The sequence below is a fragment of the Bacteroides acidifaciens genome, from assembly GCF_024623065.1.
GTDB lineage: Bacteria > Bacteroidota > Bacteroidia > Bacteroidales > Bacteroidaceae > Bacteroides > Bacteroides acidifaciens.
On sequence record NZ_JANJZR010000089.1, the window covers coordinates 1 to 15,428 of the forward strand.

16 protein-coding genes and 1 pseudogene are annotated in these 15,428 nt (G+C 44.7%); 7 read left to right on the forward strand and 10 right to left on the reverse strand.

Annotation, left to right across the window (positions count from 1 at the left end):
- On the reverse strand, window positions 1–518 hold a 518-nt coding region (locus tag NSB03_RS17610; protein WP_257466542.1), incomplete at its 3' end, for a response regulator transcription factor.
- A gap of 5 nt (window positions 519–523) precedes the next feature.
- Window positions 524–838: a sensor histidine kinase gene (locus tag NSB03_RS20915; protein WP_159102159.1), complete on the reverse strand. Its 315-nt coding sequence runs from the start codon at window positions 836–838 to the stop codon at window positions 524–526.
- Here NSB03_RS20915 and NSB03_RS17615 point away from each other — a divergent pair.
- Entirely contained in the window at window positions 820–2,859 is a 2,040-nt protein-coding gene (locus tag NSB03_RS17615) for an outer membrane beta-barrel protein (RefSeq protein WP_257466543.1), read from the forward strand. The genes NSB03_RS20915 and NSB03_RS17615 overlap by 19 nt on opposite strands.
- On the opposite strand, the gene NSB03_RS17620 is transcribed toward NSB03_RS17615, so the two are convergent.
- The 4 genes from NSB03_RS17620 to rd form a co-directional block, all read right to left on the reverse strand.
- Entirely contained in the window at window positions 2,842–3,465 is a 624-nt protein-coding gene (locus tag NSB03_RS17620) for a DUF3853 family protein (RefSeq protein WP_024988443.1), read from the reverse strand. The genes NSB03_RS17615 and NSB03_RS17620 overlap by 18 nt on opposite strands.
- Window positions 3,466–3,549: 84 nt before the next feature.
- Window positions 3,550–3,840, reverse strand: coding sequence for a hypothetical protein (locus tag NSB03_RS17625; protein ID WP_024988442.1), 291 nt, complete (start codon window positions 3,838–3,840; stop codon window positions 3,550–3,552).
- A 21-nt stretch (window positions 3,841–3,861) separates the two neighbouring features.
- Entirely contained in the window at window positions 3,862–4,035 is a 174-nt protein-coding gene (locus tag NSB03_RS17630) for a hypothetical protein (protein WP_159102158.1), read from the reverse strand.
- A 108-nt stretch (window positions 4,036–4,143) separates the two neighbouring features.
- Entirely contained in the window at window positions 4,144–4,308 is a 165-nt protein-coding gene (rd, locus tag NSB03_RS17635; RefSeq protein WP_004306971.1) for a rubredoxin, read from the reverse strand.
- Window positions 4,309–4,615: 307 nt separating this feature from the next.
- Here rd and NSB03_RS17640 point away from each other — a divergent pair, with 307 nt between their 5' ends.
- The 4 genes from NSB03_RS17640 to NSB03_RS17655 all read left to right on the forward strand — a co-directional run bounded on the left by NSB03_RS17640 (window position 4,616) and on the right by NSB03_RS17655 (window position 9,782).
- Entirely contained in the window at window positions 4,616–7,321 is a 2,706-nt protein-coding gene (locus tag NSB03_RS17640; RefSeq protein ID WP_257466544.1) for a calcium-translocating P-type ATPase, PMCA-type, read from the forward strand.
- Window positions 7,311–7,934, forward strand: a complete 624-nt coding sequence (locus tag NSB03_RS17645; RefSeq protein WP_024988440.1) for an HAD family hydrolase — start codon at window positions 7,311–7,313, stop codon at window positions 7,932–7,934. Before NSB03_RS17640 ends, NSB03_RS17645 begins: the two co-directional genes overlap by 11 nt.
- 11 nt (window positions 7,935–7,945) lie before the next feature.
- Window positions 7,946–8,917 (forward strand): bifunctional riboflavin kinase/FAD synthetase, encoded by a 972-nt coding sequence (locus NSB03_RS17650; protein ID WP_135039033.1) that lies wholly within the window; start codon window positions 7,946–7,948, stop codon window positions 8,915–8,917.
- Between the two features lie 85 nt (window positions 8,918–9,002).
- The gene (locus NSB03_RS17655) at window positions 9,003–9,782 is read left to right on the forward strand and encodes a CPBP family intramembrane glutamic endopeptidase (RefSeq protein ID WP_024988439.1); all 780 of its coding nucleotides are present in this window, start codon (window positions 9,003–9,005) and stop codon (window positions 9,780–9,782) included.
- Between the two features lie 15 nt (window positions 9,783–9,797).
- Here the strand turns inward: NSB03_RS17655 and NSB03_RS17660 are convergent, their stop codons facing one another.
- The 3 genes from NSB03_RS17660 to NSB03_RS17670 form a co-directional block, all read right to left on the reverse strand.
- A complete protein-coding gene (locus NSB03_RS17660; RefSeq protein WP_024988438.1) occupies window positions 9,798–10,223 on the reverse strand; it encodes a SufE family protein in 426 nt (141 codons plus the stop codon).
- 11 nt (window positions 10,224–10,234) lie between these two features.
- Entirely contained in the window at window positions 10,235–11,218 is a 984-nt protein-coding gene (locus NSB03_RS17665) for a M20 family metallopeptidase (RefSeq protein ID WP_024988437.1), read from the reverse strand.
- Between the two features lie 70 nt (window positions 11,219–11,288).
- On the reverse strand, window positions 11,289–12,197 hold the full coding sequence (locus NSB03_RS17670; RefSeq protein ID WP_135039039.1) for a S66 peptidase family protein: 909 nt from the start codon (window positions 12,195–12,197) through the stop codon (window positions 11,289–11,291).
- 181 nt (window positions 12,198–12,378) lie between these two features.
- On the opposite strand from NSB03_RS17670, the gene NSB03_RS17675 reads away from it, so the two are divergent.
- The gene (locus NSB03_RS17675) at window positions 12,379–13,335 is read left to right on the forward strand and encodes a phosphate acyltransferase (RefSeq protein ID WP_024988436.1); all 957 of its coding nucleotides are present in this window, start codon (window positions 12,379–12,381) and stop codon (window positions 13,333–13,335) included.
- A 38-nt stretch (window positions 13,336–13,373) separates the two neighbouring features.
- A complete protein-coding gene (gene buk, locus NSB03_RS17680; protein WP_024988435.1) occupies window positions 13,374–14,435 on the forward strand; it encodes a butyrate kinase in 1,062 nt (353 codons plus the stop codon).
- A 27-nt stretch (window positions 14,436–14,462) separates the two neighbouring features.
- Here the strand turns inward: buk and NSB03_RS17685 are convergent.
- Window positions 14,463–14,755: pseudogene (locus tag NSB03_RS17685) on the reverse strand (AAA family ATPase); the annotation flags it as partial.
- Window positions 14,756–15,428: the final 673 nt, after the last annotated feature.

The window sequence follows — 15,428 nt, forward strand, 5'->3', positions numbered from 1 at the left end:
TCTACTGTATGCCCTACATTTACTATTAGTTCTTTCAGTAATTTAGCTTCAATAAGTGACAATTCTATATTTCCTTTATCAGGATTCGAAAGCATTTGGGTTGACAAGTTCAGGGTGTAATTTCCGATTTCAAACCGATTGTCCTCATCTCGGATATTTCTGCGGAGCAAAGCCTTGATGCGAACTATCAATTCAAGCATCTTGAACGGCTTTTTAAGATAGTCATTGGCGCCAAGCTCAAATCCTTCGACAATATCATCAATCTCTGATTTTGCTGTTAAAAATAGCAACGGGACATTTTGGCTTATTTGTCGGATCTTACGTCCCATCTCGAAGCCATCCATACGAGGCATCATCACATCTGCAATTATGAGGTCGACTCCATATCGTGTGAATTTTCGCAGACCTTCTTCTCCATCGCCCGCTGTCAACACATCAAATCCATCGCGTTGCAATGTTTCTGAAATAATCATCGAGAGTGTCGTGTCATCCTCTACCAATAGTATCCTGTTGCTCATTGTTTTCAAAATTTAATAGTAAACGTGCTACCTTTTCCTTGTCGGCTTACCACTCTTATTTCCCATCCATGTTTGTCAACAATGGATTTGACATAAAACAGACCTATACCGTATCCTCTGATGTCGACCCAGTTATCGTGGGGGACACGGTAGAATTTACTCCAGATGTCTGGGATCGACTTTTCGGGAATTCCTATGCCGTTGTCTGATATGGACAGTTTAGTCGAATCGGCATTTATTGCTATATTTACGGAATCTCCAGAGTATTTTATGTTGTTGTCAATATATATTACTATTAATAATGTTCCCTTTCGTAGCACAGGGGCAGACAACCGAGCCAGACACAATAACAGTCAAAGAACTCGGAGAGATAACCGTTGTAGCCGATGCTCAACGTACAAGTGCGACAAAAACAGTATATATTCCTACCGCAAATCAGAAGTTAACCGCTTCAGACGGAGTTTCATTGCTTTCGAGAATGAACATTCCGCAGCTGAGCGTAAATCCGATAGCGGAGACGGTAAAAACGGCCGACAATCAGGGCGTCAGCCTTTTTATCAACTTTCATCCTGCAACAGATGGAGATGTGAGCGGTCTGAATCCGAATGACGTGAAGCGTGTGGAGTATCTTGACTTTCCGACAGATCCGCGATTTCAGCGTGCGCAACACGTTGTAAATTTCATCACTCATTCTTATATTTACGGAGGTTATACAAAGCTTAGCGGCAAAGAACGCTTCATGATACGCAGAGGAGAGGCTTTGATGTATTCAAAGTTTGCCTATCGAAAAATAGAATACGATCTGATGGTGTCGGGAGATTATGACTATAATTCTCATATCGGCTCGGTATCCGATGAGACCTATAGACTGGAATCGGGCACTATCAAACGCGAGAGTGGCACAGAGACGGGGCATAAGCACCAACGGAGTCTATACTCGGCTTTAAGGGCATCGTGGAACAGGAGTACGAATTTCACATTCCGAAATCTCGTTTCGTACCGTCGAATCAATACTCCGATAAATCGCACGTCAGGTTATGTCAATTTTTCAAGTCAATACCCTTCAGAAACATTTTACGCAGAATCGCCCTCGACAAACAATGCCATAAGCTGGGATAGCGAACTATATGCGGCTCTTGGCAGAGGATGGGCTATTAACGGAAACTTTCAGACTGAATTTGCCAAGAACAACACGACCTCAAATTATGCTGCGGGAGCCGAATCTATCGAAAATTTTGCGGATGAAGGCTCCTGGTTTTTGCGAGGTACAATGCAGGTCAACAAATCATTGTCCGATAGATTTACATTGTTTTCAAGCATATCTTCCGGGGGAGGCTGCACAAAGATTGACTATGGCGGTTCGAGCAATGCTGTCAATCGCTTTCGTCAGACTTTCACTGGCATAACCGTTGGTATGTCACTGAATTTTCGGAAAGTATCAGGAAGTATCGACAGAGGCTACGCATTCGAGTCTAATTATATTAATGATAAGACGATGGACGATCGTTATCCGTTTACCCACGTCAACGTGCAGTATGCTCCTAATCAGAAGCATTCGGTCAATCTGTGGTTCCAGTATGCCACATTCTCACCCGATGTCACAATGAGGAATCCCAATATAATACAGCAATCAGAACTGATGTATGTATCCGGCAATCCCGACTTGAAATGTTCGCGTAATACATCGGCAGCTCTGAGTTATACATGGTTGCCATGCAATAAGTGGCAGTTTTCGGCTTATGTGACAGTGTTCCGCATTGCAAACCGACAGATTGCAGTTTATACTCCTGATGCCCCCGACGGAATGATGTTGAAGAAATATAGGAATGACGGAGATTACAATCATGGCCAGCTTGGCGCAAGCCTCACCGGAAAGTTTTTTGAAGGACGTCTGTCCATTTCAGTTTCTCCGCGATTGCTGCTTTACAATACAACCGGAAGTAACAGCATATCACATTACCCGTTTATGACAAGCCTCAATGTAAACTACTCTCTCGGAAAATTCTTCTTCAATGCTTATTATGATTCCCGCAACAGTTATGTTGATGGAGAAAATGCATATTTGCGCAGAATGACTAATAGCTACTCGCTCAGTGCGGGATGGACCGTCCAAAACTGGAATCTACAATTATCCATAATAAACCCGTTCCAGTCTTCATGGGGAATCAGCAAAGACACCTTGACTACCAGTTGGTACGACAGCAATGTGACACAATTAGGCTCCGATTATCATCGTCGAATATCTCTGACTGTTACCTATACATTTAATTACGGAAAGAAAGTAAATCAATCCGGAGAACTTAGTGGCAAAAAGAATGTTTCATCATCGATACTCCATTAAGCCCCTTTCCAAAAAATAAGTAAATATTTTGACCAATTTAGCACAATGTATAATCCGATTAGTCAACCGTTTTTCAAGAACATCGCAAGCAATACATTCGGTTTCTGCAAGAAGATTCGACGGGGTCAAAGTGCAGACTGTTATTTCCGTTGTATTAGCAACAATGAAATAGAGAAACAGATTATAGAAGCCTTGTTCCTGCTGTGTGCCGGCTGCAAAGATTTTTTCTCGGCGCAGCAGATTTTCCTGTTGTTTGTCTTCCCACAAAAGTCTTTCGTTGCGGTAGAGCCATTCGACATTTTTCAGAGTGGAGTTTTCGTTAAGCTGGTAGAAGAAACCATAGTCGAAACCTCCGGCGGCGAGAAGTAGGGTTACAAAGAAGACATAGCCCCAATGCGGTGCGGTAGCCTTACTGCACTGGAGAAGTTCGCAGAGTCCGTTGATTCCATAAACGAGCCAACGCTTTGCTGTGGTGGCAACATTTTCGTCAGAGGTCACGTTTTCGGTTGCGGTCGTGGTCTTGACAAAATGAGAGTCAAGCAATTCTAAAAATTGTTCTCCGGTGTACTGCCAGAGAGGAAGTTTGAGTAACTGGTCTTTTGCCATACGCAGTGTTATTTAGAGTTGTACTTACCGCCCTCTTGTAGAGCGTATCCGAGTATCTCCCGGACACTACAAAATTACTGCTGGTCATGAGTGGTGTATATGTGGTGTCTGTGTATGTGCATTACAATACTTCTTTTCATAGTAGCTCCACTGAATATCAAGATGAGCGAGAATATCCTCACGCCACGCCGCTTTGTGCTTGGCCGGAACAATTTCGTATAATTTCGATATGAGATAGCAAGCCTTGATTTTCTGCTTGTGGCGTATCTTTATAGGTTCATGTTTGCCGTGGAGGTTGAGTGATGAATGGAACTGAGTCTCAGTGCTGTCGAAAACATCAGAACAAACTTCGTATAACTCCGAAACAAGTATCATCGGGAACAGATCTTCTTCCCATTAGCGGCATGATTGTGTATTTGTCTGATTCTGTTTTATCGGTTGTTCAGGCGCCGGATAACTACCATTATAAGCCTGCATCATAGCGGGTGTTACATTGGATATATAACCTGCAAGGAGTGTAGACACCTCCGATGTGGCATGACCTACCGCATAGTCTATATAAGCAGTCATGACCCATGATGCGCCAATGCCGAGATAAACGAGTTGCGGGCATAAAAATAACCGGACACATATCGCATCCGGTCATTTCCACATAATAAATTCTCTCCCTCTCTGTTTTTATCCTTCGTACGGTTCGAAATCTTCTTTACCGACTCCGCATAGTGGACAAGTCCAATCATCTGGAATGTCCTCAAACGCAGTTCCTGGTTCAATTCCGCTTTCCGGATCTCCTTGTTCGGGGTCGTAAATATATTCACAGACCGTGCAAATGTACTTCTTCATAACGTTCGTATTTTTAATTGGTTTTCTAACTAATATAACACAAATAGCAAGATATTTGTTCAACACTTTTTTAAATGTCTCCGAAGGCAACAACGTTTATCTCTGGAATCCAAGAAATTGGAACGTACCAATCATATCGCCGGGTCAAACAAAGACAAAAAGGGAAACCGGACTGGGACTTTCCATCTCCCAAGCTATATGTGGCAAGCCACAGTAATAAATCTATCTTCATAAAAAGTTTTAATTAAACATTTTATCACAATATTATGTTGTACTTTTGCAGTCCAAACTAAACGCATGTATCTGCATGAGTACAAATAAAAATGACTTTTATCATATAGGACTTACGGATGACGAAGTCCTACAAAGCAGGGAGAAAAATGGTATTAACCTGTTAACACCTCCCAAGCGTCCTTCCCTTTGGAAACTTTATCTCGACAAATTTGAGGACCCGGTGGTGCGTGTACTGCTAGTAGCAGCCGCATTTTCCCTAATCATCTCCATCATCGAAAATGAATACGCCGAAACTATCGGAATCATTGCCGCCATCCTGCTGGCTACCGGTATAGGTTTCTTTTTCGAATATGATGCCAGCAAGAAATTCGACTTGCTGAATGCAGTCAACGAAGAGACATTGGTAAAAGTAATCCGTAACGGACGTGTGCAGGAAGTTCCCCGTAAAGACATAGTGGTAGGCGATATAGTCATTCTGGAAACCGGTGAGGAAATTCCCGCGGACGGAGAATTGCTGGAAGCTATTTCTTTGCAGGTAAACGAATCTAATCTGACAGGAGAACCCGTCATCAATAAAACAACCATAGAAACGGAGTTTGACGAAGAGGCAACATATGCTTCCAATCTGGTGATGCGCGGCACTACGGTAGTCGACGGACACGGAACCATGCGCGTACTGCATGTAGGAGACGCCACCGAAATCGGGAAAGTAGCCCGCCAAAGCACAGAAGATAATCTGGAACCGACTCCGCTGAACATTCAGTTGACAAAACTAGCCAACCTGATTGGAAAAATCGGCTTTACCGTTGCGGGACTCACTTTTCTTATCTTCTTTGTGAAAGATGTATTGTTTGCCTTTGATTTCGGCGCATTGAACGGATGGCATGAATGGCTTCCTGTTTTCGAGCGGACACTCAAATACTTTATGATGGCGGTTACTTTGATTGTAGTAGCCGTTCCCGAAGGTTTGCCTATGAGCGTCACCCTCAGTCTGGCGTTGAATATGAGGCGCATGCTCTCTACCAACAACTTGGTACGGAAAATGCACGCTTGCGAAACGATGGGTGCTATCACTGTGATTTGTACGGACAAAACCGGTACGCTGACACAAAACCTGATGCAGGTGCACGAATCCAACTTCTATGGTATCAAGAATGGCAGCGACTTGTCCGACGATGATATCAGCGCACTTATCGCAGAAGGCATCAGTGCCAATTCTACCGCTTTTCTTGAAGAACCGGCTGTCGGTGAAAAGCCGAAAGGAGTAGGAAATCCTACCGAAGTGGCTTTGTTATTATGGCTGAACAGCCAAGGAAGAGATTATCTGGCACTTCGTGAGAAAGCACATATCCTCGACCAGCTAACGTTCTCCACCGAACGGAAATTCATGGCGACACTTGTAGAATCGCCATTAATCGGAAAGAAAATACTCTATATCAAAGGAGCACCGGAAATTGTTCTCGGCAAGTGTAAGGAAGTTGTACTGGACGGGAATCGGGTAGATACCGTGGAATACCGCTCAACAGTAGAAGCGCAATTGCTGAATTATCAGAATATGGCGATGCGTACACTTGGATTTGCTTTCAAGATTGTAGGAGAGAACGAGCCGAACGACTGTACGGAGCTGGTATCAGCCAATGACTTGAACTTCTTAGGCGTCGTAGCCATTTCCGACCCGATTCGTCCGGATGTGCCTGCTGCCGTAGCCAAATGCCAGTCGGCAGGTATCGGTATCAAGATTGTGACCGGTGACACACCGGGAACTGCTACGGAAATTGCCCGTCAGATAGGTCTTTGGAATCCGGAAACGGATACGGAACGGAATCGCATCACCGGAGTGGCATTCGCCGAATTGAATGACGAAGAAGCATTAGACCGGGTGATGGATCTTAAAATCATGTCGCGTGCCCGCCCGACGGATAAACAACGCCTGGTACAATTACTTCAGCAGAAAGGAGCGGTAGTAGCCGTGACCGGAGACGGTACGAACGACGCACCCGCTTTGAATCACGCACAAGTCGGCCTTTCGATGGGAACGGGAACTTCCGTAGCCAAAGAAGCCAGTGACATTACCTTGCTCGACGACTCATTCAACAGTATCGGAACCGCTGTCATGTGGGGACGTTCACTTTATAAGAATATCCAGCGTTTCATTGTTTTCCAGTTGACGATTAATTTCGTCGCGCTGCTTATCGTTCTGCTGGGTTCGGTTATCGGTACGGAACTTCCGCTGACCGTGACACAAATGTTATGGGTAAACCTGATTATGGATACCTTTGCCGCTTTGGCTTTGGCTTCCATTCCGCCCAGCGAAACTGTGATGCTTGAGAAACCCCGTCGCGGCACTGATTTCATCATCAGTAAAGCAATACGGTCTAATATAATAGGTGTAGGTTCTATTTTCCTTATCGTACTGCTCGGAATGATTTATTACTTCGACCACAGCCCGCAGGGTATGGATATACACAACCTCACTATTTTCTTTACCTTCTTTGTCATGTTACAATTCTGGAATCTCTTCAATGCCCGTGTATTCGGAACTACCGACTCGGCATTCAAAGGGCTTTCCAAATCGTATGGTATGGAACTGATTGTGCTTGCCATCCTGGTCGGACAATTCCTGATTGTACAGTTCGGTGGAACTGTATTCCGTACGACACCACTCGACTGGGAAACCTGGCTTTTAATTATAGGTGTTTCGTCCACGGTGTTATGGGTTGGAGAACTTGTCCGCCTTATTCAACGTATTATTCACAAAAAGAGTAGAAATGAAAAGTAAAGGAATTAAAAACCTGCTTATTGATTTGGGCGGTGTGCTTATCAATCTCGACCACCAACGTTGTATGGAGAACTTTAAGGAATTAGGGTTCACAGACGTAGAAGAGCGATTGAATATCCAACAACTGCATGGGATATTCATGCAGCAGGAAAAAGGGCTGATCACTTCCGCCGAATTCCGGAACGGGCTCCGGGACATGATGGGAAAAGTAGTCAGTGACAACCAAATAGATGCTGCCTGGAACAGTCTTCTGGTAGACATCCCCAAACATAAGCTTGACTTACTACTGGAATTGCGCTCCAAATATGTAGTCTACCTGCTTAGCAACACAAATGAGATCCATTGGAGATATGCCTGCCACAACCTGTTTCCATATCGTACCTTCAGAGTGGAAGACTATTTCGAAAAAGCCTATCTCTCTTATGAGATGCACATGGCAAAACCGGAAGCGGATATTTTTAAGGCGGTCATCGAAGATGCAGGTATCGAACCGCAAGAGACACTCTTCATTGATGACTCTGAATTAAACTGCAAGGCGGCTCAGGAACTGGGCATCTCCACCTATACGGCAGAAGCCGGCGAAGACTGGAGCCATCTTTTCAAAAGCAAATAAAATCCGTGAAAATGCAGATTATACGTGACATATCGCCCCTCGCACCGGAACCCTGCGTAGCTACCATCGGTTTCTTTGACGGAGTTCATGCAGGACATCGCTATCTCATCCGACAAGTGAAAGAGATAGCCGCAGCCAAAAGTCTACGTTCTGCACTGGTTACTTTCCCTGTTCATCCCCGCAAAGTGATGAACGCCGGATATCGTCCGGAACTTCTGACCACAGCGGAAGAAAAAATAAATCTGTTAGCCGACATCGGAGCAGACTACTGCCTGATGCTCGACTTCACCCCGGATATCTCCCGACTGACCGCACGCGAATTCATGGCCCGGGTACTCAAGAAACGCTTTCAGGTGCAATGTCTGGTAATCGGTTACGACCATCGTTTCGGACACAACCGCAGTGAAGGGTTCGAGGATTATGTACGTTACGGAAAAGAAATCGGCATAGAAGTTATCCAAGCAAAAGCATATGCCAACCATATAGAAATGGAAGACGGGGAACATACAACAGTCAGTTCTTCGCTAATCCGCAAATTACTTCATAAAGGAAATGTAGACTTGGCCGCCCATTGTCTGGGATACGAATATTTTCTGGACGGAACCGTTGTAGGCGGTTATCAGGTAGGCAGGAAAATCGGTTTCCCGACCGCCAACTTAAGTGTGGACGATCCGGACAAACTCATTCCTGCGGATGGCGTTTATGCCGTATGGGTGACCTTCGACGGAAAAACCTATATGGGTATGTTGAATATAGGCGTCCGCCCGACAATTGGCAATGCCTCCCACCGGACGATTGAAGTGAATATCTTTCACTTCCACTCCAACATATACGACAAGTTTATCCGGCTTACTTTTGTAAAGCGGACTCGTCCCGAACTGAAACATGACAGTATCGACGAGCTAATCGTACAACTTCATAAAGACGCCGAAGAAACAGAAACAATCCTTAAAAATACATTCGTATGCAAAAGACATTTATGAGTATCTCACTGGTGGTAATAGCCATATCCATGTTGGCTATGTTCATATGCAGTTTCTTTACCGCTAAATAAAGCGCATAAGCCTTATGAAGACAGCCATCAAATTAATACTAATCGACCTTCTCATCGCGCAGATTGTCGCTCCTCTTCTGATTATGATTCCCAGTACCATCTATTTATTGGTCACTACGGGTAATCTGGATAAAACTGTCTTAACGCAGACAATCATGATTCCGGCACAACTTGCCGGTCAGATTATGATGGGTATTTACCTTTGGAAAGCAGGCTATATCAGCACACAAAAATCTGCATGGTTGCTTGTATCCGCCCCTTATCTGATTGGCAGCGCGTTGGCTATCCTTACCGGCGGATTTCTGGTATCCGCACTTATGAGTCTGATGGACTGGATTCCTAATATCATGGAGCAGTCTTTCGATATTCTTCAATCCGGTTGGGGCGGTATTCTTGCGATAGCTATCGTAGGGCCTGTGCTCGAAGAGCTGTTATTCCGCGGCGCCATTACCAAAGCACTCTTGCAACAGTACAATCCGACGAAAGCCATTCTCATCTCCGCACTTCTGTTCGGTGTCTTCCACATCAATCCCGCCCAGATACTCCCGGCATTTCTGATTGGCATTCTGCTGGCATGGACGTATTATAAGACCGGCAGCCTGATTCCATGTATCCTCATGCATATACTGAACAATTCCCTATCCGTCTGTCTCAGCATCAAATATCCCGAAGCGGAAAATATGGACGACTTGATTAGCGGCACTCCCTATTTGGTTATCTTATCCGGAGCGCTCCTGCTACTTATCGGAAGTATTCTGACTATGCGTTACCTGACTTCCCCAAAGCAGGAATAAAAGAGGGGAAGTTTTTCACTTCCCCTCTTTTGCCTTGAATGCTAATGCATACATCCGTATTTGTTTTACCATCGACAGCAAACCGTTGCTGCGCGTGGGTGACAGATGCTCTTTCAATCCGATCTTATCAATAAAATAAAGGTCGGAGTTTAATATTTCATCAGGCGTATGTCCCGACAGTACTTTTATCAGCAAAGCAATGATTCCTTTTACAATCAAAGCGTCACTTTCTGCCCTAAAAACAATCTTACCGTCTACATCATCCGCTTGAAGCCATACGCGGCTCTGGCATCCTTCAATCAGATTCTGCTCTGTCTTATATTTTTCTTCCAGCGGTTCCTGCTCATTTCCCAAGTCAATAAGTAGTTGGTAGCGGTCCATCCAATCGTCGAAGTCACTGAATTCAGCAATAACTTCGTCCTGCAATTCATTAATTGACATATTATTTAATTTTATTTCTCGTTATAGATTACTTCCAGTACAGTCTGTCCGACTGCTTTCAATGTATTTTTATCAATATGTTCCATGTTATCCGTAAGCGTATGCCAGGTAGGAGTAAATCCACCTTCGGGGTCAGAAGCTATGATATCAATCGTTTTGATGCGTGCCAGGCGGTTGATAAACAAATGATCGTCCGTCACTCCGCCGCCGTCTTCATCAATGAATATTCTGGCATATCCCAGTTTCTTGGCTGCTTTCCAGACTTTCTTGTTGATGTCCGGCGCAAACTGTTCTGAATATGATTCTTTCAGGAAAACAGTGTTTTTACCGCCCACCATATCAAGCAGTATGCCGAAACGGGCATTATATCCCTGCGCGTGAGGGTTGCGCGCCCAATACTGTGCTCCCAGACACCATGATTCTTCATTATCCTGGTCGTGCGCTCCATAATCTTCCGCATCCAGGAAAATAATGTCAATGCCCAGTTCCGGTTGCTGTTGATTAACCAAACGGGCGATTTCCAACAAAGCTCCCACCCCGCTTGCTCCATCATTCGCTCCCAGAATAGGCGTCTTATGGTTCTTTTCATCAGGATCGTTGTCAGCCCAGGGACGAGTATCCCAATGCGCAAACAGGGCGATTCTTTTCTTGCTTTCCGGCTTATAGGAACCGATGATATTCCGCGCTTTCAGCAAAGTTCCGTCATAAGCTATCAGGTCAGCATACTGGTCGGTCACCTTCGCACCGAAATCTTTCAACTGCTTGACCAGATAATTTCCACAGGCTACGTGCCCTTTCGTATTAGGCACGCGAGGCCCGAAATCCACCTGATTCTTTACATACAGATAAGCACTGTCCGCATCAAACTGCGGTACGTTCACGACTACCTTCTCGCTTTGCTCATTTGCACTATTCGCCTTATTGCCGCCTCCGCAGGAGAAAGCCGATAGCAACAAAAAGGCACTTGTCAATACTATCATAGGTTTCTTTTTCATCGTCCTCTTTTCTATTAAAGCCTCAAAATTAGTCATTTTCATCACAGCATTGCTCAGATGGAATAGATTATTAACAAATAAACTTTAATTCGACATCTTTCTTTCCAACCGTAAGCTCCACTTTTGCGCCATTGACAAGCGGCAAATTATGAGTGACATGCCCCACCGGAAAATTAAAACAAACGGGATAATCATACTCTTTCACCAAATCCGCCAAGGCTGCGTATAACTCTTTCCCCAAGGAGCGATCTTCCTCATATTCAGTAAACTGCCCGATAATAAGCCCGGACAACTTTTCGAGTACACCACCCAGTTTCAGATTATACATCATACGTTCAATGGCATGAGGCCGTTCGCTGACGTCTTCTATAAACAGCACCGTACCTTCCGCCGGAATATCGTAAGGAGTTCCCCGCAAACCATAAGCCACTGCCATGTTTCCACCATGCAGGATTCCTTGTGCACTCCCCTGTTTATTCAATTTATGCTTCTCACAAGTATAGACAGGCAGGTTGCCGAACAGGATATCCCTTAGATACGAAGTACACAGGTCATCTTCCGGCTCCACTGTAAGATGGCGTGCCATCAATGAATGCAGGGATGCATATCCGTTCTTTTGAAACAGATTGTGCAATGCTGTGATATCACTGAACCCGAGCAACCATTTCGGGTGCTCGTAAAAAGCCGTGAAATCAATCTTATCTATCAAATGTACCGCTCCATATCCCCCGCGACTGCAAAGAATAGCTTTCACGTCCGGATCATCCATCGCATCCTGCAAGTCTTTAAGACGCTGCCTGATTGTTCCGGCATATCTTCCGGAAGAACCGCCGGCATGCTTTCCGATGGCAACCGTCAGCCCCCATGACTCGATCCGTTTCCTGGCGCCTTTCAAAAATTGCTCGTCTATCTTACTGGAAGGCGACACGATGACTACTTTATCACCCTTCTGCAAAAAAGGGGGAAATTGAATATCCATATCCTATAATCTATTTTGTTGACTTATATGTGCAAAAATACACGAAAAAACAATTCCATGCGCATCTGGCGGGGTAAAACAAATGAAATATAGCAAAATGTTACACAACAGGTGTATTTTTTTGGGGTATAATCCTTATTTTTTCAATCATTTTTCTGATATTTGCTAAAAATCTAACGTTATGGAACCTATTCTAAATTTTGCCCAACTCACAGAGCACCTCAGAAAACTAAACCACAGAAAACGGATTGCCGTGGTTTGTGCCAATGATCCTAATACCGAGTATGCGATTACGCGTGCTTTGAAAGAGGGGATTGCGGAGTTTCTGATGATTGGAGACTCGGCTATCCTTGAGAAATACCCTGCGCTCAAGCAATATCCGGAATATGTGAAAACCATCCATATAGAAGATTCGGACGAAGCGGCGCGCGAAGCCGTACGTATCGTCCGTGAGGGCGGAGCGGATATCTTGATGAAAGGAATCATCAATACGGACAATTTGCTGCATGCCATACTCGACAAAGAAAAAGGGCTGCTCCCGAAAGGGAAAATCCTCACACATCTGGCAGTGATGGAGATTCCGACTTATCATAAATTGCTTTTCTTCTCGGATGCTGCGGTAATCCCCCGTCCTACCTTACAGCAACGTATAGAAATGATATGGTATGCCATTTGCACCTGCCGGCACTTCGGCATTGAACAGCCACGCGTGGCATTGATTCACTGCACGGAGAAAGTAAGCGCGAAGTTCCCTCATTCGCTGGATTATGTGAATATTGTGGAATTAGCTGAAGCCGGAGAGTTCGGGAACGTTATTATCGACGGTCCGCTGGATGTGCGTACATCCTGTGAACAGGCCAGCGGAGATATAAAAGGCATTGTGTCCCCTATCAACGGACAGGCGGACGTACTTATCTTCCCTAACATAGAATCGGGCAATGCTTTCTACAAGTCTGTTTCCTTGTTTGCAAACGCAGAAATGGCAGGATTGCTGCAAGGTCCAGTTTGTCCCGTAGTCCTTCCGTCCCGTAGTGATTCGGGATTGTCCAAATATTACAGCATAGCCATGGCATGCCTGCAAGTGGCCGGAGATTGCGAATGCAGAAAGCAAGTGCTTAATCAAGATAATAATTCATAATCCACAGTTCATAATCCATACTTAAAACATTAAACTCTATGAAGATTCTGGTCATCAACCCCGGTTCCACCTCTACAAAAATTGCTGTATATGAAAACGAAACACCTCTGTTGGTCAGCAATATCAAGCATACAGTAGAAGAATTATCCGTTTATCCGCAGGTGATAGACCAGTTTGAGTTCCGCAAGAAACTGGTACTTCAGGAATTAGAGTCTAAGGGGATTCCTTTTGCTTTTGATGCTGTCATCGGACGTGGCGGATTAGTAAAGCCCATTCCCGGTGGTGTATATGAAGTAAATGAAGCCATGGAACGGGATACATTACACGCCATGCGTACACATGCCTGCAACCTCGGTGGTTTGATAGCAAAAGAACTGGCCTCCTCTCTTCCCGACTGTCCTGCTTTCATTGCAGACCCGGGAGTGGTAGACGAACTGGAAGATATAGCCCGTATTACAGGCTCTCCGCTTATGCCGAAAATCACCATCTGGCATGCATTGAATCAAAAGGCAATAGCCCGGCGTTTTGCCAAAGAACAGGGAACAAGGTATGAGGAGCTTGATTTGATTATCTGTCATCTGGGCGGCGGCATTTCGATAGCTGTCCACCATCACGGACGGGCTATCGACGCGAACAATGCATTAGATGGCGAAGGTCCTTTCTCACCGGAACGCGCCGGAACGCTTCCGGCAGGTCAGCTCATCGACCTTTGTTTCAGCGGGCAGCACACAAAAGATGAATTGAAGAAACGGATTTCCGGTCGCGCTGGTCTGACTGCACATTTGGGGACTACCGACATACCTGCTATTATCAAGTCCATAGAAGAAGGGGATAAAAAAGCAGAACTGATATTGGATGCCATGATTTATAATGTAGCAAAAACCATCGGTGGCGCTGCTACCGTCTTATGCGGAAAAGTAGACGCCATCCTCCTGACCGGGGGAATCGCTTATTCGGATTATGTGATTTCCCGACTCAAAAAGCGCATCTCATTTCTGGCTCCTATACATATCTATCCCGGAGAAAACGAAATGGAATCATTGGCTTTTAATGCGATAGGAGCATTGAAAGGCGAGTTGCCTATACAGGTATACAAGTAACGCGAGTTTTTGAGCCAGAGTGGGCTAACCGCCTACTCTGGAGAAATCAAGATAAAGTATTTGGAAAGCCCCTTGTAGCTGTGTAGGGTGCCTACCTATCCACAGATTGCCGAAGCGTTCTTCGAATTTTTCTTTTTGAGCAACGTCATAATAAGTGCGGAGCATACTCAGAAAGATGTTCTTGCCGAAACGGCGGGACGGACAAAAAGCAAGTTGCCGGGTTGCTCTTCCAACAAAGGCAGATACATCGTTTTATCCACATAATATTGATTCTGCTCCTTTCCGAAGCACCGGTTTTCACATATCTCACTTCCAAGCAGACAGGTAAACGGGAGTATCACAAAATCAGAAAAAATAAGCGTGAGATGCTGATTTCTGCGTTCTGAGAACATTCATTCCTTCAATAAGCATGAAATGTTACGAACAAAAGAAGGAATACAGGAACTTCATAGTCGGCATTATTTGCTTAGATTCCAAAGTTTTTAGGCCAAAAAACCCTTTCTACGAAATTTTTCTCATATCTTTGCAACGTGTTAAGTTAATAAATTGATTAAGGTCGATTTTTGACTGTTTCGAATCGGAAAGTATGGGGGTACTTTCCGATTCTTTTTTTCAGAGTTGCCGCATCGGGCAAATCCATACTAATCTTTATTGCCTCCGAAACCCAGCAAAGCCAAGTCACGACCTTTGATAGTCAAACCGACAGAAGAACGCAAATCATCTCCCGCCACAAAAGCATCCGAATCTACACGGAAATTGCGATATACACATCACTCCTGCCGTCACGCCAGCCACCAAACTTCCGATAAGAAGAATCCCGAAAGTCGAACAAAGTAATTGCATTTTCCGTCAAGAATGATTGCCTTTGCCGTGAAGAATAAATTCATTTCCTTATAAAGAAACAAAAAAAATACTTATAAGAGCCTGTTTAAATTTTCCTGAGATTATGTTAGATAGGCTTTACCGACCTGTTTTTATTCGTCACATAGTCTC